The sequence below is a fragment of the Pseudomonas sp. ICBG1301 genome, assembly GCF_016918385.1.
Classification (GTDB): Bacteria; Pseudomonadota; Gammaproteobacteria; order Pseudomonadales; family Pseudomonadaceae; genus Aquipseudomonas; species Aquipseudomonas palleroniana.
On sequence record NZ_JAEKGB010000003.1, the window covers coordinates 570,893 to 590,340 of the forward strand.

The window sequence follows — 19,448 nt, forward strand, 5'->3', positions numbered from 1 at the left end:
CTAACCGAACGGATAGCTACTGGAGAGTAGCGGCTCAGCTGTTCTGGCCACGTTCACGGGCAATGGCGCGATAGCCGATGTCCGTACGGTAGAAACAGCCTTTCCAGTCGATTTTCGCCGCCAGCTTGTATGCCTGTTGTTGCGCCGCGTCGACACTGGCGCCCATTGCCGTGGCGCACAGCACGCGGCCACCTGCGGTCACGACTTTGCCATCCTTGAGCGCGGTGCCCGCGTGGAACACCTTGCCTTCCAGCGCAGCTGCCGCGTCCAGGCCTTCAATCACATCGCCCTTGGCGTAGTCTGCAGGATAGCCACCGGCCGCCAGCACAATGCCGACGCTCGGGCGAGGGTCCCACTGCGCTTCAACCTTGTCCAGCGCCTGGGCCAGGGCGGCTTCCACCAGCAGCACCAGGCTCGATTGCAGGCGCAACATCACCGGCTGGGTTTCCGGGTCGCCGAAACGGCAGTTGAACTCGATGACTTTCGGGTTGCCGGCTTTGTCGATCATCAGGCCGGCGTACAGGAAACCGGTGTACACGTTGCCTTCGTCGGCCATGCCGCGCACGGTCGGCCAGATCACCTGGTCCATGACACGCTGGTGCACCTCGCTGGTGACCACTGGGGCAGGGGAGTACGCACCCATGCCGCCGGTGTTCGGGCCAGTGTCGCCGTCGCCGACGCGTTTGTGGTCCTGGCTGGTGGCCATTGGCAGTACGTTCTTGCCGTCGACCATCACAATGAAGCTGGCTTCTTCGCCATCGAGGAATTCTTCGATGACGACGCGCGAGCCGGCCTCACCAAAGGCGTTGCCGGCGAGCATGTCGCGCACGGCGTCTTCGGCTTCCTGCAGGGTCATGGCAACGATCACGCCTTTGCCGGCGGCCAGGCCATCGGCCTTGATCACGATCGGTGCACCTTTTTCACGCAGGTAAGCCAGGGCCGGCTCGATCTCGGTGAAGTTCTGGTAGTCGGCGGTCGGGATCTTGTGGCGAGCCAGGAAATCCTTGGTGAACGCCTTGGAGCCTTCCAGTTGGGCCGCGCCGGCGGTTGGGCCGAAGCAGTCCAGGCCACGGCTGCGGAACAGGTCCACGACGCCTGCAACCAGCGGGACTTCCGGGCCGACGATGGTCAGGGCGACGTTCTTTTCGGCGAAGTCGGCCAGTTGCTCAAGGGCCAGCACGTCGATGGCGACGTTTTCGCACTTGGCTTCAATCGCGGTGCCGGCGTTGCCGGGGGCCACGAAGACTTTCTGAACGCGTGGGTCCTGGGCAACTTTCCAGGCCAGGGCGTGTTCACGGCCACCGCTGCCAATGATCAAAACATTCATTTCAAAAACCTCGTTTGGGTCATCGTTCCCACGCTCTGCGTGGGAATGCCTCTTGTGACGCGAAGCGTCACGCTTTGGGACGCGAAGCGTCCCAGGCTGCGTTCCCACGCGGAGCGTGGGAACGATCGATCAGTGACGGAAGTGGCGCATGCCGGTGAAGACCATGGCAATGCCGGCTTCATCGGCCGCGGCAATCACTTCGGCATCGCGCATCGAGCCGCCCGGTTGGATCACGGCGGTTACACCGGCTTTCGCGGCGTTGTCCAAACCGTCACGGAACGGGAAGAATGCGTCGGAGGCCATCACCGAACCGGCAACCTGCAGGCCGGCATGTTCGGCCTTGATCGCGGCGATACGCGCCGAGTTCACACGGCTCATCTGGCCGGCGCCGACACCGATGGTCTGGCGGTTCTTGGCGTAGACGATGGCATTGGACTTGACGTATTTGGCCACTTTCCAGGCGAAGATCAGGTCGTTGATCTCGTGTTCGGTCGGGGCGCGCTGGGTCACCACTTTCAGGTCGGCGCTGCTGATCATGCCGATGTCGCGGCTCTGTACCAGCAAGCCGCCGTTGACGCGCTTGTAGTCCCAGGCAGCGGCTCGCTCGGCCGACCATTCGCCGCAGGCCAGCAGGCGTACGTTGGCTTTGGCGGCAACAATGGCGCGTGCCTCTTCGCTCACGCTTGGCGCGATGATCACTTCGACGAACTGACGATCAACGATCGCCTTGGCGGTTTCGGCATCCAGTTCACGGTTGAAGGCGATGATGCCGCCAAAGGCCGATTCGGTATCGGTGGCGTAGGCCAGTTCATACGCCTGGCGAATCCCGCCTTCTGCGTCCGGGCTCACGGCCACGCCGCACGGGTTGGCGTGCTTGACGATCACACAGGCGGGCTTGACGAAGCTCTTCACGCATTCCAGCGCGGCGTCGGTATCGGCCACGTTGTTGTAGGAAAGCTCTTTGCCTTGCAGTTGGGTCGCGGTGGCGATGCCCACTTCGGCCGGCTTGGCTTCCACGTAGAACGCCGCGCTCTGGTGCGGGTTCTCGCCGTAGCGCATTTCCTGGGCCTTGATGAACTGGCTGTTGAAGGTCCGCGGGAACTGGCTGCGGCCTTCTGTGCTCAGGGTTTGCGCGGCCTGGTTCACGGTGCCCATGTAGTTGGCGATCATGCCGTCGTAGGCGGCGGTGTGTTCGAACGCCTTGAGCATCAGGTCAAAGCGCTGGGCGTAGGTCAGGCCACCGGCTTTCAGGCTTTCCAGCACTTGGCCGTAGTCGCCGGCGTTGACCACGATGGCCACGTCTTTGTGGTTCTTGGCCGCCGAGCGCACCATGGTCGGGCCGCCGATATCGATGTTTTCGATGGCGGTCGGCAGGTCGCAGCCTGGCTTGTTGATGGTGGCTTCGAACGGGTACAGGTTGACGGCGACCAGGTCGATCGGCTTGATGCCGTGCTCGCTCATGATGGCGTCATCGATACCGCGACGGCCGAGGATGCCGCCATGGATTTTCGGATGCAGGGTCTTGACCCGACCGTCCATCATTTCCGCGAAACCGGTGTAGTCCGCGACTTCTACTGCGGCCACGCCGTTGTCCTGCAGCAGTTTGAAGGTCCCGCCCGTGGAGAGGATTTCCACACCCAGAGCTTCCAGCTCCCGGGCAAATTCGAGGATCCCGGTCTTGTCAGAAACACTGATCAAGGCGCGGCGGATCGGAAGGCGGGTAGTCTGGTCGGTCATTTCAATTTCCATCAAAAGCAAAGGAGTCAGCAAAAAAGGCGACCGTTTTTACGCGGGCGCCTTTCTGGGTTGATTGAATGCTTACAGCAAATCGTACTGCTTGAGCTTTTTGCGCAAGGTGCCCCGGTTGAGGCCCAGCAGCTCACTGGCTTTGGTCTGGTTGCCCTTGACGTAGTTCATCACGCTTTCGAGCAAGGGCGCCTCGACTTCCGAGAGGACCAGGTTGTACACGTCCGTGACGGAAGCGCCCTCAAGGTGGGCGAAATAATTGTGCAGCGCCTTCTCGACACTCCCGCGAAGGGTCTGGCCTTCTTCGCTCGGTGTGTTGAGGTGCTGTTTCAAATTGACGTTGTCGCTCACGGGTGTTGTTCCACTCACTAAAGTCTCGGTCATCATCGTCATGCGGCCACCCCCTCTCCGTTCCCTGTCCTCAGGCTCTTTTCGCGCTCGCTGAAGTACTCTCGAACGGTGGTGACCTGTGCTTGCGTATCTTCCAAACGATTGAAGTGGGCGCGAAACTCCCTGGCGCCCGGCAGGGTTGCGAGATACCAGCCGACATGCTTGCGAGCAATGCGTACACCCATCACGTCCCCATAGAAGGCGTGCAGGGCGGCCAGATGCTCTAGCAGAATACGTTCCACCTCGATCAGCTCCGGTGCCGGCAAGACTTCGCCGGTACGCAGAAAGTGATCGACCTCACGGAAAATCCACGGCCGCCCCTGGGCAGCCCGGCCAATCAACAAGCCATCAGCACCGGTTGCGTGCAGCACGCGCCGGGCTTTCTCGGCTGAGTCGATATCGCCGTTGGCAAAGACCGGCATCGACACCGCCTGCTTGATCGCGGCAATGGTGTCGTACTCGGCTTCACCGGTGTAAAGGTCGGCGCGGGTGCGACCATGCACCGCCAGCGCTGTAATTCCTGCCTGTTCGGCGATCTTCGCCACCGTCAGGCCGTTCTTGTTGTCCCGGTCCCAGCCGGTGCGAATCTTCAACGTGACCGGCACATCCACTGCGCCAACAACGGCCTGCAGGATCTCGGCAACCAACTGCTCATCCTTCAACAGCGCGGAACCGGCGGCCTTGTTGCAGACCTTCTTGGCCGGGCAGCCCATGTTGATATCGATGATCTGCGCACCCAGTTCCACATTGGCCCGGGCCGCATCCGCCAGCATCTGTGCATCACCACCGGCGATCTGAACCGAGCGGGGCTCGGGATCACCTTCGTGGATCATGCGCATCCGCGATTTGCGGGTATTCCACAAGCTCATGTCGCTGGTGACCATTTCCGAGACTACTAGACCCGCGCCCAAACGCTTGCACAACTGACGAAAGGGCTGGTCGGTGACGCCCGCCATTGGGGCGAGAATCAAGCCGTTCTGCAATGTGTATGGGCCGATGCGTACCGCCGACATAGGACTTCCCTGTTGTGGGGCCGGATCATTAGAGTTCGAAAAAGGGTTGGCATGATACCCGCTCTCGATGACTGGATAAAGGCTGAATTGGATAAAATCTGAGCAGCTATTTCTTTATCGCCGTCGGTTTGGTCGGCGGCGATGCAGTCAATAATCCGTCGCCAAACCTTCGGTCGTGCACCGCTTCACTCGGGCGAGTGAAAGCTCAGGCTGTAATTCACGGCTTTATTGCCTGGGTCGAGGATGTCCAGGGAGATGTGGATGGGGGTCTGCGAGGGCATTTCGCTCACGCCGGCCAGCTCGCCGCTCAGGTATTCGGCGGGTTTGAAGCGACGACTGGCGATCAGGTTGCCGTTCAGGTCCGCGAAACGCAGTTCCAGCAGCGGAAACGGCTGGGAGAACGTTGCACGGTTATAGATGATCGCATCCACCACCAGTGCTCCGGCGAATTCCGGGTGGCTGCGCACCACCAGGTTGCTGCTCTTGATATGAGCAATGTCGACCCGTGATGGCACCGTACATCCCAATTTCGGGCACAACTGCTGGAACCAGGGGCGGTAGGCATCCTGGCGCGACAGGTCGTCGAATTGGTAGGCGATGTACTGGCCGGCGAGGCCGCCGGCGGCGATTACTACCAGCAGCAGCCAGAGCAGTCGACGGCCCCAGCCTGACGGACGTTTCTGTGAATAAAGGTGCAGCGGATCGTCTTCCAGGTCCTGGAGGACGTCGTCGTGAACGCTTGCCTGCGGCCGTGCCTGTTTGCGGCGCGGCTGTGATTCCTCGGGAGCGGGCTCTTCCACTTCGTCGATGACCGGCGTCACCGGCGGGTCGAAAACCTCATCCTCAGGGCCTGAACTCAGCGGCGGTTCATCATCCAGATCGTCGATAGGATGCGACATGGACGGTTCGGTGCGCTGCCGGGTCGCAGAGGGTGGTTCGGCGTCATTGGCCTGGGCGCGTTCTTCCGGCGGTTCGCTGAACAGGCTGGCGGCCCATTTTTCTTCCTCCGCCTTGGCGGTGTCGCGGCTGGCGCTGAGGGCGTCTTTTTGCCGGCGGTCAGCGCCCGCCTGGCGGCGCTCTGCGTTCATTGGCTGAGTATGCTGAATCTCACGGCGTTCCAGCTTGGCCAGTTCTTCGTCCAGGTCCAGGTTATCCAGGTCCAGTACTTCGGCGGTCCACTGCTTCTGGCTGATGGCCCGTGGCGTCGCGGGTGCTGCCTCGACGGCGGTCGGTTGTTCAGGTTCCGGCGCAGGTGCGGGTACAGGTGCTTGAGCGCGTTGCTCCAGCAACTGGCGAGCCGCGTTGAACACTTGCAGGCACGAGCCGCAGCGCACCACGCCACGGGCCACGCTCAACTGGGCGTGGCTGACGCGAAAGCGGGCTTGGCAATGCGGGCACTGGGTGACGAAACTGTCGGTCATGCGGCCATCCGATTCAGGCAAGCGCTCATTCTAGCGCCGACGACCGCTGATGCGTACCCAACCATCACGATTGGCGATCGGGTCCAGTTCGAAATCCTCGGCGTAAGCGGCGGCGACATCCTCGCCTTGCTCGGCCAGGATGCCCGACAACGCCAGGCGGCCGCCCGGCTTGACCAGGCTCGACAGTTGCGGCGCCAGGGCAACCAGCGGCCCGGCGAGGATGTTGGCCACCAGCACGTCGGCCTGCACCTGGGGCAATTGCTCCGGCAGGTAGAGCGGGAATTTGTCCTCGGCAATGTGGTTGCGCCCTGCGTTATCGCGGGAGGCTTCCAGGGCTTGCACGTCGATGTCGGTGCCCACGGCTTGCTTGGCGCCCAGCAACAGCGCGGCAATCGCCAGAATCCCCGAGCCGCAGCCGAAGTCCAGTACGTTGCAGTCGGTGAGGTCCTGGCCGTCCAGCCATTCCAGGCACAGCGCAGTGGTGGGGTGGGTGCCGGTGCCGAACGCCAGGCCCGGGTCCAGCAGCAGGTTGACGGCGCCAGGCTCCGGTGCGGCGTGCCAGCTCGGCACGATCCACAGGCGCTGGCCGAAACGCATTGGCTGGAAGTTGTCCATCCAGCTGCGTTCCCAATCCTGGTCTTCGATCACTTCGCTGTGATGCTCCGGCAGCGGGCTACCGGTGAGCAATTCCATATGGGCCAGCACGCTGGCGGCATCGGTGCCGTCTTCGAACAGGGCCAGCAGGTGGGTGTGGGACCACAGCGGCGTGGTGTTGAGTTCGGGTTCGAAGATCGGCTGGTCTTCGGCGTCCATGAAGGTGACCGAAACGGCGCCTACTTCGAGGAAAGCGTCTTCATAGGTTTCGGCTTGTTCTGGGCTGATGGCGAGACGGACTTGCAGCCAAGGCATGGCGGGCACCTTTGAAAAAAATGAGTGTACGACTACATGTGTCGCGAAAGCGCGCAAGTTTACGCGAGAGGCGGGCAGAAGACGACTGCGCCGACGATCGTTCCCGCGTTCGTGACGCGGAGCGTCACAAGATGCATTCCCACGCGGAGCGTGGGAACGATCACATCAGCAGGCCAGAAACAACAAAGCCGCCCGAAGGCGGCTTTGTTGGGTAGAGCACTTACTGGTTGGCCAGCTTGTGTTCCAGGTAGTGAATGTTTACACCACCTTCGCAGAAGCCTTCATCACGAACCAGGTCCCGATGCAGGGGGACGTTGGTCTTGATGCCGTCGACCACGATTTCGTCCAGGGCGTTACGCATGCGGGCCATGGCCTCGTCGCGGGTCGCGCCCCAGGTGATCAGCTTGCCGATCAGCGAGTCGTAGTTGGACGGAACCTTGTAGCCGCTGTACAGGTGCGAGTCGACGCGAACGCCGTTGCCGCCGGGAGCATGGAAATGCTTGACCAGGCCTGGACTTGGGATAAAGGTTTTCGGGTCTTCGGCGTTGATCCGGCACTCCAGGGAGTGACCGTGGATCTTCACGTCGTCCTGGGTGAAGGACAGCTTGTTGCCAGCGGCGATGCTGAGCATCTCCTTGACGATGTCGACACCGGTGACCATCTCCGTGACCGGATGCTCTACCTGCACACGAGTGTTCATCTCGATGAAGTAGAAGCGGCCGTTCTCGTAGAGGAACTCGAAGGTGCCGGCGCCACGGTAGTTGATGTCAATGCACGCCTTGACGCAGCGAGCCAGCACTTCCTGGCGAGCCTTTTCGTCCAGGCCCGGTGCCGGAGCTTCTTCCAGTACCTTCTGGTGACGACGTTGCAGCGAGCAATCGCGGTCGCCCAAATGGACGGCGTTGCCCTGGCCGTCGGAGAGTACCTGCACTTCCACGTGACGTGGGTTGGTCAGGTACTTTTCCAGGTAGACCATCGAGTTGCCGAACCAGGCACCGGCTTCGGCGCGGGTCTGTTTGGCCGCTTCGATCAGGTCTTCTTCCTTGTGCACCACACGCATGCCGCGACCACCACCACCACCAGCGGCTTTGATGATCACCGGGTAACCGACTTCGCGACCGATGCGCAGGGCGGTTTCTTCGTCTTCAGGCAGCGGGCCATCAGAACCTGGAACGGTTGGCACGCCGGTCGCAATCATCGCGTCCTTGGCCGACACCTTGTCGCCCATCAGGCGGATGGTGTCGGCTTTGGGGCCAATGAAGGCGAAGCCGGATTTTTCCACCTGTTCGGCGAAGTCGGCGTTTTCCGCGAGGAAGCCGTAGCCCGGGTGGATGCCATCAGCGCCGGTCACTTCCGCGGCCGCGATGATGTTGGAGACTTTCAGGTACGAGTTCGAGGCCAGTGGCGGGCCGATGCAAATGCTTTCGTCCGCCAGCTTCACGTGCATCAGTTCGGTATCGGCCGTCGAGTAAACAGCGACGGTCTTGATGCCCTCTTCCTTACAGGCGCGCAGGATACGCAGCGCGATCTCGCCGCGGTTGGCGATCAGGACTTTTTGCAGTTTCTTCGCAGGTTTCAACATCGAAGGCGCTCCGCGGTTCAAACGATGGTGAACAGCGGCTGGTCGTACTCAACCGGCTGACCGTTTTCTACCAGGATGGATTCAATGACGCCGGCTTTTTCAGCGGTGATGTGGTTCATCATCTTCATCGCTTCAACGATGCAGATGGTGTCGCCCACTTTCACGGTTTTGCCGACTTCAACGAAGGCTGGCGAACCCGGTGCCGGGGTACGGTAGAAAGTACCGACCATTGGCGACTTGACCACGAAACCGTTCAGCGCAGGAGCGGCTGGGGCGGCAGGTGCAGCAGCGGCAGCGGGTGCGGCGGCCGGAGCAGGTGCGGCAGCCGGTGCCTGCATTTGTGGCGCGTAGTACGGCTGGGCCGGCGTCTTGCTGTGACGGCTGATGCGTACGGACTCTTCGCCTTCCTTGATTTCCAGCTCGTCGATACCGGATTCTTCCAGCAGTTCGATCAGTTTCTTAACTTTACGGATATCCATGAATCATCAACTCCCAAGGGTCGGTCAGGGGCGCTTGGCCGGTTGTTCAAGTTGTTCCAGGGCGGCCTCCAGGGCCAGTCGGTAACCGCTGGCGCCAAGGCCGCAGATCACTCCTACCGCTACGTCGGAGAAATAAGAGTGATGGCGGAAAGCTTCGCGTTTATGCACGTTGGACAAATGCACTTCGATGAATGGGATGCTCACCGCCAGCAATGCGTCACGTAATGCAACGCTTGTGTGTGTAAAAGCGGCGGGATTGATCAGGATAAAGTCCACGCCTTCACCGCGTGCGGCATGGATGCGATCAATCAATTCGTACTCGGCATTGCTTTGCAGGTAGAGCAGATGGTGGCCGGCTTCACGGGCCCGTCGCTCAAGATCAAGGTTGATCTGATCCAGGGTCACTGCCCCATAGACGCCCGGTTCGCGGGTGCCGAGCAGGTTCAGGTTGGGTCCGTGAAGAACCAGTAAGGTCGCCATCGGCTGTTCCTTGTTATGGATGGGGTACGGCAGAACCCGGCGACTATGCCGCAAAGCCTTTGTGACTGTCCAGTTCTATGCAGTAGGCGGCACGATTAGCGAGGATAGCGCAAAGTTTGTGACTGCGCCGCAGGATCCGGTCATTGGCGACACACTCCGAATCCAACGAAGATCAACTGTGGGAGGGGGCTTGCTCCCGATAGCGGTGGATCAGTCATGGATACTGAGACTGACACTCCGCAATCGGGAGCAAGCCCCCTCCCACATTTATCTTCATATGGCGTTAGACGCGGAAGGCTTTGACTGCCGTATTCAGCTGGCCTCCCAGCACCAGCAAATGCTCACCCTGACTGCGCCCTTGGCCGATGCGCTGCAGGTTATCCTCACCCAGCTGGTGAATCCGCTCGCTGTTATCGCGAATCTCACTGACGGCGCCGCTCTGTTGTGCCGTCACATCGGCGATGCGCACTGCTGTGTCGGAGATGGTCTGGATCGCCCCGACGATTTCATCCAGCGCGCCATCCGCCGCCTGGGCTTGCTGGGCTGTGGCTTCGGCGTGTTCGACCTGGGCGCGCATGCCTTGCACCGATTGGTGGGCGGCGGTTTGCAGGCCGGCGATCAGGTCCTGGATTTGCGCCGTGGCGCCCGCCGTGCGTTGGGCCAGGGAGCGCACCTCATCGGCGACCACGGCAAACCCGCGCCCGGCCTCACCCGCGCGGGCGGCCTCGATGGCAGCGTTGAGCGCGAGCAGGTTGGTCTGGTCGGCAATCGAGCGGATCACCGTCAGCACGCCGCCAATCGTGGCGGACTCCTCGGCAAGTTTTTCGATCATCTGCGCATTTTGCTGCACTTCGCCGACCAGCGAATGCAGCCCGGTGAGGCTCAAACCGATCACCCGTTGACCCTGTTCCACAGCCTGGCCCGCGCTGCGGCTGGCGTCGGCGGCCTGGCTTGCATCACCCGCCACTTGCTGGATGGTGGCTTCCAGCTCGCCCAAGGAGTCACGAATCTGCGCCGTATCGCCCGCCTGACGCTCGGCGCCGTCGTGCAGGCCGCTGCTCAGCTCGGCGAGGGTACGGCTGGTGCCGGCAACTTCCTCGGCATTGCCGCGAATGGTGCCGACCAAGTCCACCAGGTAGGCGCGCAGACGGTTCAGGGAGGCTTCGATGTCGTGCAGTTCGCGGTTGGTCTTGCCCAGGGCGATCGGTTGGCCGAAGTCGCCTTCGGCCCAGGTCGAAAGCGCCGGGGCGAGATGGGTCAGCACCCGCGCCAGGCGCCGTTGCAGGGTATCGATCAACAAGGCGATCAGCAGGATCAGACCGATCATCACGCCCTGCATCAAGCGCACTTCGCCTTGGATCTTGCCGTGTTGCGCACGCACCACGGGCTCCAGGCCGGCGATGGCTTGCTGCACGGCGGCGATTTTCAAATGGGTGGCCGTGGCGAGGTCGGCCCGTTGCCGGATCTGCTCGCGGGTGCGCTTGAGTTCGGCCGGGTAGCGGGTCAGCAGGCTGTTGAGTTCGCGCTTGAGGTCGACGCCGGTGTCTTGTGCTTCGGTCTTTTCGTTGTTTTCCAGGCCCATCATGGCGGAGAAGTCATCGGCGCTGGATTCGCTACTGGCCTTGACGCCCAGCAAGGGCAATTGCGCCAACCGTTCGGCCTGGGTGCGGATGCTGGCCAGCTCTCGCTCTACATCGTCGGCCAGTTCGGCGCGCCCGCTGCTGACCAGCTTGTCGCGGGCCAGGGATAATTTGCCCAGGTGCTGGGAAGCGTCCAGCAGCGGCGGCAGGTAGCGCGCCGCCTCCGGCGAGTTGACGCCCATCGCGTACTGGCTCAGTTGTTCCAGGTTCGCACCCACTTCACGTTCGGCTTGCAGCAACAGCGCTTGCGGGTCACCCGCCAGTTTGCCGGCGGCCAGCAGGTCGGTTTTGCTGAACGCATCAAGGTCAACGAGGCTGGGGCGCAGGTTCTGCGTGAAGTCCGCCGGCAGGTCATCCAGATGCTGCAACAGGCTTTCCAGGCTCTGGCCGGCACTGCTCAGGCGCAAGGCATCACCGCTGGCCAGGTAATCGTCGATATTGCGCGCGGCCTGGTTCTGAAAGGTCTGGGACAAACCCAGATAACGCTCCATCAACAGGTAAGGTCGTTCCAGCGCCCGTTGCGACCACCAGAGTGTCGCACCCAGGGCCAGGCACACGGCCACCAATAGAAGGGTATTGAGATTGGTCAGCAGCTTCAGGCGCATGCGGGGTTTCAACCGACGGCGAAAGATAAGTGCCTGAAGTTATTGCGTTTCTATTACATAGTTATGACGGAATCAGTGGATTCCGGTGAAAAGGTGGCACTTTGCCTTGTCGTGCGTGCGGCCAGTACGCGGTTGCGTCCGGCATCCTTGGCGCGGTACAGCGCCTCGTCGGCCTGGGCGGCCATCATCAAACTGTCGGAGCCATCACACAATTCCACCAGGCCGGCGCTGAAGGTGCACCACAAATCCTGGGGTTGGGCCGGGTAATGAATTTCGGCAAAGCGCCCGCGGATTTCATCCAGCACCTTGCAGGCCGATTCCAGGTCGGTATCGGGCATCACAATGGCGAATTCTTCACCGCCGTAGCGCCCGATATAGTCGGTCTTGCGCAGGCGCTGCTTGAGAAACAGCGCCAGGCTCTTGATCACGCGGTCGCCCATAGGGTGGCCGTGGCTGTCATTGACCCGTTTGAAATGGTCGATATCGAGCATGGCGAAGCTCAACGGCTTGTTCTCGCGGCGCGCGCGGAAGCTGCAGTCTTCGAGCAGTTGCAGGATATGGGTGTGGTTATACAGGCCGGTCAGGCTGTCGCGCACCATCCGCGCCTTCAAGTTGCGCGCACGCGCGGCGCGGTTGCGCACGGTGGTGATCAGGTGGCGCGGCTTGATCGGTTTGGTGAGGAAGTCGTCGCCGCCTTCGCTCATGGCGTCCAGCTGTTTGTCCAGGTCATCCTCGGCCGACAGGTAAATGATCGGCACGCTGACGTAGCGGTCGTTGTGGCGGATCACCTTGGCCAGTTCGGTGCCGGTGCAGGCGGGCATGTACATGTCGAGGATGATCAGGTCTGGCTGGAAATCCGCCAGTTCAGCCATGGCCTGGATCGGTTCGATCAGGGTGCGGGTGACGATACCGGCACTGTTGAGCAGCCGCTCGGTGTGCAATGCCTGGGCGCGTGAGTCATCGATGATCAGGACTTTATAGGGTTCGTACTGGGCAACGCAGGTCAGCACTTCGATCTTTTCCAGCAGGCTTGAGGCTTCCAGCGTGCCGGTGAGGAACTCCTGGCCGCCGGCGCGCACGGCGGCCAGGCGGGTCGGGGTGTCGGTTTCATGCAAACTGAAAAACAGCAGCGGCAGCTTTTGCTCCAAGCCCTCCTGGGCTTCGGCGGCGAGCTTGAGGCCCTGGCCTTCGCCGCAGAAGTCCACATCCATCACGATGGCGGACGGCAGACGCTCGGCCATGGACGCCCGAAAAGCCGCGATGCTGTCCAGGGATTGGGCGCTCATGCCAAAGAATTCCAGCTGCTTGGCCAAGCGCTCGGCGCGGTCGTGATCGGCCAACATCACGTAGATCGGCTTGCGCATCGGTGGCAGGAAGGTTTGTTCCAACTGGTCGCCCTGGCGCAGACCGGTGCGTGACAGGCGTTGCATCAGGCGGTTGAGTTCGGTGATCAGTTGGCTGCTCAAGCGCCCGCGATTTTCGTCCACGGCCTGCAGGGACTCGCCGATATGCCGTGCCAGCTGACCGTGCTCCGGCTGTTCGAAGCGCTCGGCAAAGCGCAGCAGGCGCAGGTTGGCTTCGCTGAGTTCGGAAAAATCGGCGTTCGACCATTCACTGCGTTGCAGGCGTTGCCAGATCTCAAGAATTTGACGTGCCTGATGAATTACCCGCTGGGCAAAATGGTGCTTGAGACGCTCACGGCTGGGGTCTTCTGGCTCGGTCATATCCTGACTACTAGTGAGGGTGCATGCTGAGGTCGACTGATGGCTCTATGCTAGCACCTCTTTTATGTTGCATGAGTGTCATACGTCAATTAAGTGCAAGTCTCTGCCATTCAGTTTTTGACCGAGTGGTCGCGCAGCGTAAAAAGCGTGCATCCTTTATAGTCGAATCTGCCTGTGTGCCACTTTCGTTTAAAAGGCCCGCACCGGCGGGCACGATGGGGTAGGGTTGTGGTCGGAGTGTTTGAACGCACCCGGACAATTGATGTGCATGAACTCAAGTGATTGAAAGGATATCGCCATGCTGGACTGGAAAAACCGTGAAGGCAGTGCCAAAGGCCCCGCCCCTGAGCCCAAGTCGGCCAATCGTGGCTACTTTCGCAACCTGCTGATGAGCAAAGCCTTGCTCAGCGTGTTGGGCTTGTACCTGTTGGTCACCGGTGCCCTGGGTTGGTACTGGAGCGAAGAGCCGGCGCTGTTCCCGGTCCAGCAAAACGCCCAGCTTGCCGCCGAGAAGGAAGGCAAGCAGATGGTGGTGGGCTACACCACCGTTGAAACTCTCAAGACCGTGGTCGGCACGTTGCTGAACAAGCCCGGTGGCTACATTTCCAACGATCGTTTCCCGCCTGGCCTGTGGATGGACAACATGCCGAGCTGGGAGTACGGCGTACTGGTACAGGTGCGTGACCTGACCCGCGCCCTGCGTAAGGATTTTGCCCGTTCCCAGTCGCAGTCGGCTGAAGACGCCGATCTGGCCAAGGCCGAGCCGCGCTTCAACTTCGACAACAAGAGTTGGGTGCTGCCGTCCAGTGAGTCGGAATACCAGGAAGGTATCAACTCCCTGAGCCGCTATGAAGCGCGCCTGTCTGACCCGAACCAGCGCGGCGCGCTGTTCTATGCGCGTGCCGACAACCTGAACAACTGGCTGGGGGATGTCGCCACCCGCCTGGGTTCGCTGTCGCAACGCCTGTCGGCCAGCGTGGGCCGGGTCAAGCTGAACACTGCACTGAAAACTGAAGCCCTGGCTCCAGGTGAAGTGCCGCAGGTCGATGAAGAAGTGGTGGAAACGCCGTGGATGCAGATCGACAACGTGTTCTACGAAGCCCGTGGCCAGGCGTGGGCATTGTCCCATTTGCTGCGCGCCATTGAAGTCGACTTTGCCGATGTGCTGGCCAAGAAGAACGCCACCGTCAGCGTGCGTCAGATCATTCGTGAGCTGGAGGCCTCGCAGGAAACCGTTTGGAGTCCTATGATCCTTAATGGCAGTGGTTTCGGCGTTCTCGCCAACCACTCGTTGGTGATGGCCAACTATATTTCCCGGGCAAACGCTGCAGTGATCGATTTGCGTCAGCTCCTCAACCAGGGTTGATGATGGACGCTACTCCGAACGAGGCCGCGCACCGTGCGGCCTCTGATGCTGAACTGATCTGCTGGGTCGACAGGCAAGACAACCTGCTCGGCCACCTCGTCAGGTCTGACCTGCGCCAGCGCGGCCTGATCGGCCGTTGCACCTTTATCTTCCTGTTCAATTCGGCAGGTTTGCTGTGTGTGCACCGACGCACCCTGAGCAAGGCGTTGTATCCCGGGTTCTGGGACACGGCGGCGGGTGGCATGGTGGCGGCAGGCGAGTCCTACGCTGAATCGGCGGCGCGGGAGCTGGAAGAAGAACTGGGCGTCGCCGGGGCGGTACTGACCGAGCACGATCACTTCTTCTTTGAAGACGGCGACAGCCGGCTTTGGTGCAAATCCTACTCCGCCGTGTGGGATGGCCCCCTGCGGTTGCAGCCCGAGGAGGTCATGGAAGCACGCTTTTTACCCATTGAAACCGTGCTGCTGGAGGCTGAGCAAAAGCCTTATTGCCCGGACGCTCAAGAGGGCCTGCGGCGCTATCTGGCCTCGCGTCGCTAAAGTTGTATAAATTGGCGCCATTTGGCTCTTAGCAAGTCGGCTTTTTGTGGTTACACTGCGCGACTTTTCACCCGAACCACCCTGTGCGGTTCGGTAGCGCTGCCCCTGCCTGAGTGGGGCTTCGCGGTCGGTGACCTCTTCGCAGGTACCGATCTGTCTTTGTCCTCCCAAGAGGATTGCCGGTGGCCAAAAAAGCCGCATCCTTCGCCGCCCTTGGTGGCCTGGTATTTTCCACCGACGCAGGTCGACACTGCCCGGACTGTCGTCAGCCCGTGGCCGCTTGCACCTGCAAACAGACCCTGATCCCTGAAGGCGACGGCATTGCCCGCGTGCGACGCGAGAGCAAAGGCCGTGGCGGCAAGACGGTGACGACCATCACCGGCGTACCGCTGGCCGAAGATGCCCTGAAGGAGCTGGCCACGACGCTGAAAAAGCGCTGTGGCACCGGTGGCGCGTTGAAAGACGGCGTCATCGAGATCCAGGGCGATCACGTCGAGTTGCTGTTGGCCGAGCTGATCAAGCTCGGGTACAAGGCCAAGAAGTCCGGCGGCTGAAAGCCTCTTCCCGACCTGTGTCTAAACTCTGTCCTGCGAGCGGGGTCTACCTCTCTTACAGGCAAATCGTCATTTTAATTCTTTAGACTGCGCCAGCCTCAGATGGGGGCGGTGCCTTCGACTTCATTTATAGGGGACTTCGATGTCCGTACGACGCACACGCAAAGACGATGGCAGCCAATGGACAGTTGCGGACAGCCGCAGTGTTTACGGGATTCGCCATTGGGGGGCCGGGTATTTCGCGATCAATGATGCCGGTCGCGTTGAAGTCCGTCCGAACGGTCCGAACAGCACGCCCGTCGACTTGTACGAGCAAGTCGACGAGTTGCGCAAAAGCGGCTTGTCCTTGCCGCTGCTGGTGCGCTTTCCTGACATCCTGCAAGACCGCGTGCGCCAACTGACCGGCGCGTTCGATTCGAACATCGAGCGCCTGGAATACCAGAGCAAGTACACCGCGCTGTATCCGATCAAGGTGAACCAGCAGGAAGCGGTGATCGAAAACATCATCGCCACCCAGAACGTGTCCATCGGCCTGGAAGCCGGTTCCAAGCCTGAGCTGCTGGCCGTGCTGGCCCTGGCACCGAAGGGCGGCACCATCGTCTGCAACGGTTACAAGGACCGTGAGTTCATCCGCCTCGCGCTGATGGGCCAGAAGCTGGGCCACAATGTATTTATTGTGATCGAGAAAGAGTCCGAAGTCGGCCTGGTGATCGAAGAGGCCGCGAGCCTCAAGGTCAAGCCACAGGTTGGCTTGCGCGTGCGTTTGTCGTCGCTAGCGTCGAGCAAATGGGCGGACACCGGCGGCGAGAAATCCAAGTTCGGTTTGTCGGCGGCGCAGTTGCTGTCGGTGGTCGAGCGCTTCCGCGCTGCCGGCCTGGACCAGGGCATCCGCCTGCTGCACTTCCACATGGGCTCGCAGATCGCCAACCTGGCCGACTACCAGCATGGGTTCAAGGAAGCCATCCGTTACTACGGCGAGCTGCGCAACCTCGGCCTGCCGGTGGACCACATTGACGTCGGCGGCGGCCTGGGCGTGGACTACGACGGTACGCACTCGCGTAACGCCAGCTCGATCAACTACGACATGGACGATTACGCCGGCGTGGTAGTGGGGATGCTCAAGGAATTCTGCGATGCGCAGAGCCTGCCGCACCCGCACATCTTCTCCGAAAGCGGCCGCTCGCTGACCGCGCACCACGCCATGCTGGTGGTACAGGTCACCGACGTGGAGAAACACAACGACGACGTGCCGCAGATCGAGAACAAGGAGGCGCTGCCGGAGACCGTGCAGTGGCTGGTCGACCTGCTCGGCCCGACCGACATCGAAATGGTCACCGAAACCTACTGGCGCGCCACGCACTACATGAGCGACGTGGCCGCCCAGTACGCCGACGGCAAGCTGACCCTGGCCGAGAAAGCCCTGGCCGAACAATGCTACTTCGCCGTGTGCCGCCGCCTGCACAACTCGTTGAAGGCACGCCAGCGCTCGCACCGCCAGGTGCTGGACGAACTCAACGACAAGCTGGCCGACAAGTACATCTGCAACTTCTCGGTGTTCCAGAGCCTGCCGGACACCTGGGCTATCGGCCAGGTACTGCCGATCCTGCCGCTGCACCGCCTCGACGAAGAGCCGCTGCGCCGTGCGGTATTGCAGGACCTGACCTGCGACTCCGACGGCAAGATCAAGCAGTACGTCGACGAGCAGTCCATCGAGACCAGCCTGCCCGTGCACGCCCTGAATGAAGGTGAGGACTACCTGCTGGGTATCTTCCTGGTGGGGGCCTACCAGGAAATCCTGGGCGACATGCACAACCTGTTCGGCGATACCGATTCGGTGAACATCTACCAGCGCGAAGACGGTTCGGTGTACAGCGCCGGGATCGAGACCCATGACACCATCGAAGACATGCTGCGCTACGTGCACTTGTCGCCGGAGGAGTTGATGACGCACTACCGTGACAAGTGCGCCAGCGCGAAGATCAGTGCGAGTGAACGTACCCAGTTCCTGGATGCATTGCGCCTCGGGTTGACTCGCTCGTCTTACCTGTCGTCGTGAGGCGATAGCGGTTGAGCAAAAAACCACCTTCTCACAGACTGTGTGAAAATACGCTGATAGTGGTTCCGGCAAACGCCCCGACTTGTTCGGGGCGTTTGCTTTTGTGCTCCGCTGAAAATAGCCGTAAAGGTAGAATTTGGCGACGTCAAGATCGATAACGCGAACGAGATGATCTTCGGGGATCAACTCTTCCAGGGAGACCGGAATCAGGCTGGTCTGCCGTTTCGAAAAATGCTCCGTATTTTTCGGCACGGAGCATTTTCTTTGAACGCGACCCAGATTGCCAGGTTTTTATATAGTCTGGAGAGGCAGGTTTTTTATGTTCACAGTTTTCTCTCGCATGGGCGAGATTTTCGTAGAAGCCTAACTTTTAAATAGGAGATAAGTGGTGTTTAAAGTTATGGTTTTATTTGCTCGATCCAGGCTGATTTAAAAACCTGCATTACATTGGTGCTGGGTCGAAAGAGATTTCCGTAAACTTCAAGGTCTCCTGCATCAAGGATTTTCTGGTCCGGCATGCCGATCATGACTACCGTAGGTGCATTGTATTGTGTGTAAGTGTAAGTGTAGGTTTTGCTGTTTGTTGGTAGTGATGTTGTTATGTTGTCTACATAAATTGTTAATATGTCTCCAGTCAGAGGTGGAGTCGACGTTTTAGGCTTTACGTTAAAGCCGCCTAGCCCTCTATAAATATCATATCTTTTATTGTATAGGGTATAGGCTACGTTGTTTTTATCTGTAGGGTCGAAACCAATTTTTCGCTCGGCCTTAAGAGAGCTGTCGGAGACAAAAATGTCTGGCGCTGGAGCAGTTATATATGTGGGCATGATAAGCACCGTTATAAAAAATGGATTGGAACGTGTTGAGGCGATTTGGTTTTTTGTATTGGGTAAGCCCCGGCTACTAGCGGGCGGGGCGTGATAATTGCTATGTGTACTATATAGAAGTTATTTATTATTTCGGATGCCAACCGCCCGTCTTGTGGTATTCCTCCATGGCGCAGCGAACTACGGTTCCTATTGCACCAATTACGGCTGTGCAAACTATTCCTGTAAGTGCAGCCGCAATAGGAACGACGCGAACACTGTGGTAGTAGTAAGGATGACCGTCGACTTCATTCACTTTTACTGTTTCAAGATCATTTATGCTAACGGCTTTTGGTCTGCCATTATCCCCCATCACTACAAATGCTCCTCCGTCGGCCTCGTCTGCACTCATTAATTTGCCACTTATCATTTGTCCATTTTTTAACGTGGCCTGTAAGGCGTCTCCTTCTTCAATAAGTGTTTCTACTTTGTAGATCAGTCTGGATTTCATATTAACCTCCGTTTTTTGATGAAATTAATCTTAACCATCCTAAAAATAAACCACACCTGTCAGAAATGACAGTATTTTAGATTTGATAGTTATTAAATTTTTTTTGATATGTGCTTTTGGTATTAGGACGGCCATCCTCCACGAGGATGGTGTTCACTAAAAATTCAATCTGTGCTGCTGGCCGGAGGATCTTCCGGAAAGGTGAATTTATATGGAGGTCAAGGTGCATGACCGCGGCGTTCGAGGCGCATGAAAAAGTGACGGATTTAATTTTATTGGTACTACATCCACACAATAAAT

At 59.8% G+C, this 19,448-nt stretch carries 17 protein-coding genes; 4 read left to right on the forward strand and 13 right to left on the reverse strand.

Going from position 1 to position 19,448, the window contains the following annotated elements; translation table 11 throughout:
- Positions 1–34: 34 nt before the first annotated feature.
- The 11 genes from purD to JBE38_RS09770 all read right to left on the reverse strand — a co-directional run bounded on the left by purD (position 35) and on the right by JBE38_RS09770 (position 13,316).
- Positions 35–1,327: a phosphoribosylamine--glycine ligase gene (purD, locus tag JBE38_RS09720; RefSeq protein ID WP_060755026.1), complete on the reverse strand. Its 1,293-nt coding sequence runs from the start codon at positions 1,325–1,327 to the stop codon at positions 35–37.
- Positions 1,328–1,456: 129 nt separating this feature from the next.
- Positions 1,457–3,064 (reverse strand): bifunctional phosphoribosylaminoimidazolecarboxamide formyltransferase/IMP cyclohydrolase, encoded by a 1,608-nt coding sequence (gene purH, locus JBE38_RS09725; protein ID WP_060755025.1) that lies wholly within the window; start codon positions 3,062–3,064, stop codon positions 1,457–1,459.
- A gap of 81 nt (positions 3,065–3,145) precedes the next feature.
- Positions 3,146–3,466: a DNA-binding transcriptional regulator Fis gene (gene fis, locus JBE38_RS09730; RefSeq protein ID WP_002555375.1), complete on the reverse strand. Its 321-nt coding sequence runs from the start codon at positions 3,464–3,466 to the stop codon at positions 3,146–3,148.
- Positions 3,463–4,476, reverse strand: a complete 1,014-nt coding sequence (gene dusB, locus JBE38_RS09735; RefSeq protein ID WP_161547810.1) for a tRNA dihydrouridine synthase DusB — start codon at positions 4,474–4,476, stop codon at positions 3,463–3,465. Before dusB ends, fis begins: the two co-directional genes overlap by 4 nt.
- 185 nt (positions 4,477–4,661) lie before the next feature.
- A complete protein-coding gene (locus JBE38_RS09740; RefSeq protein ID WP_205344197.1) occupies positions 4,662–5,897 on the reverse strand; it encodes a DUF3426 domain-containing protein in 1,236 nt (411 codons plus the stop codon).
- A 30-nt stretch (positions 5,898–5,927) separates the two neighbouring features.
- Positions 5,928–6,806, reverse strand: a complete 879-nt coding sequence (prmA, locus tag JBE38_RS09745; RefSeq protein WP_090367037.1) for a 50S ribosomal protein L11 methyltransferase — start codon at positions 6,804–6,806, stop codon at positions 5,928–5,930.
- A 220-nt stretch (positions 6,807–7,026) separates the two neighbouring features.
- The gene (gene accC / locus JBE38_RS09750; RefSeq protein ID WP_060755021.1) at positions 7,027–8,388 is read right to left on the reverse strand and encodes an acetyl-CoA carboxylase biotin carboxylase subunit; all 1,362 of its coding nucleotides are present in this window, start codon (positions 8,386–8,388) and stop codon (positions 7,027–7,029) included.
- A 17-nt stretch (positions 8,389–8,405) separates the two neighbouring features.
- Positions 8,406–8,867 (reverse strand): acetyl-CoA carboxylase biotin carboxyl carrier protein, encoded by a 462-nt coding sequence (gene accB, locus JBE38_RS09755; RefSeq protein ID WP_090367035.1) that lies wholly within the window; start codon positions 8,865–8,867, stop codon positions 8,406–8,408.
- A 24-nt stretch (positions 8,868–8,891) separates the two neighbouring features.
- On the reverse strand, positions 8,892–9,347 hold the full coding sequence (aroQ, locus tag JBE38_RS09760) for a type II 3-dehydroquinate dehydratase (RefSeq protein ID WP_010213488.1): 456 nt from the start codon (positions 9,345–9,347) through the stop codon (positions 8,892–8,894).
- A 283-nt stretch (positions 9,348–9,630) separates the two neighbouring features.
- On the reverse strand, positions 9,631–11,592 hold the full coding sequence (locus JBE38_RS09765; RefSeq protein ID WP_205344198.1) for a methyl-accepting chemotaxis protein: 1,962 nt from the start codon (positions 11,590–11,592) through the stop codon (positions 9,631–9,633).
- A gap of 53 nt (positions 11,593–11,645) precedes the next feature.
- Positions 11,646–13,316 (reverse strand): response regulator, encoded by a 1,671-nt coding sequence (locus JBE38_RS09770; protein WP_060755018.1) that lies wholly within the window; start codon positions 13,314–13,316, stop codon positions 11,646–11,648.
- A gap of 388 nt (positions 13,317–13,704) precedes the next feature.
- On the opposite strand from JBE38_RS09770, the gene JBE38_RS09775 reads away from it, so the two are divergent.
- The 4 genes from JBE38_RS09775 to speA all read left to right on the forward strand — a co-directional run bounded on the left by JBE38_RS09775 (position 13,705) and on the right by speA (position 17,831).
- Positions 13,705–14,682, forward strand: coding sequence for a DUF2333 family protein (locus JBE38_RS09775; RefSeq protein WP_372241630.1), 978 nt, complete (start codon positions 13,705–13,707; stop codon positions 14,680–14,682).
- Positions 14,683–14,684: 2 nt separating this feature from the next.
- On the forward strand, positions 14,685–15,221 hold the full coding sequence (locus tag JBE38_RS09780) for an NUDIX hydrolase (protein ID WP_104995403.1): 537 nt from the start codon (positions 14,685–14,687) through the stop codon (positions 15,219–15,221).
- Positions 15,222–15,403: 182 nt separating this feature from the next.
- Positions 15,404–15,775 carry a translation initiation factor Sui1 gene (locus JBE38_RS09785; RefSeq protein ID WP_060755015.1) on the forward strand — a complete coding sequence of 124 codons (372 nt, stop codon included), beginning with the start codon at positions 15,404–15,406 and terminating at the stop codon, positions 15,773–15,775.
- Positions 15,776–15,917: 142 nt separating this feature from the next.
- Complete coding sequence (gene speA / locus JBE38_RS09790; protein ID WP_060755014.1) at positions 15,918–17,831, forward strand: arginine decarboxylase; 1,914 nt, start codon at positions 15,918–15,920, stop codon at positions 17,829–17,831.
- Positions 17,832–18,229: 398 nt separating this feature from the next.
- Here speA and JBE38_RS09795 read toward each other — a convergent pair whose 3' ends face one another.
- Together JBE38_RS09795 and JBE38_RS09800 are read right to left on the reverse strand one after the other, a co-directional pair.
- Complete coding sequence (locus JBE38_RS09795) at positions 18,230–18,658, reverse strand: hypothetical protein (RefSeq protein ID WP_205344199.1); 429 nt, start codon at positions 18,656–18,658, stop codon at positions 18,230–18,232.
- A gap of 127 nt (positions 18,659–18,785) precedes the next feature.
- A complete protein-coding gene (locus JBE38_RS09800) occupies positions 18,786–19,148 on the reverse strand; it encodes a hypothetical protein (RefSeq protein WP_205344200.1) in 363 nt (120 codons plus the stop codon).
- Positions 19,149–19,448 lie beyond the last annotated feature (300 nt).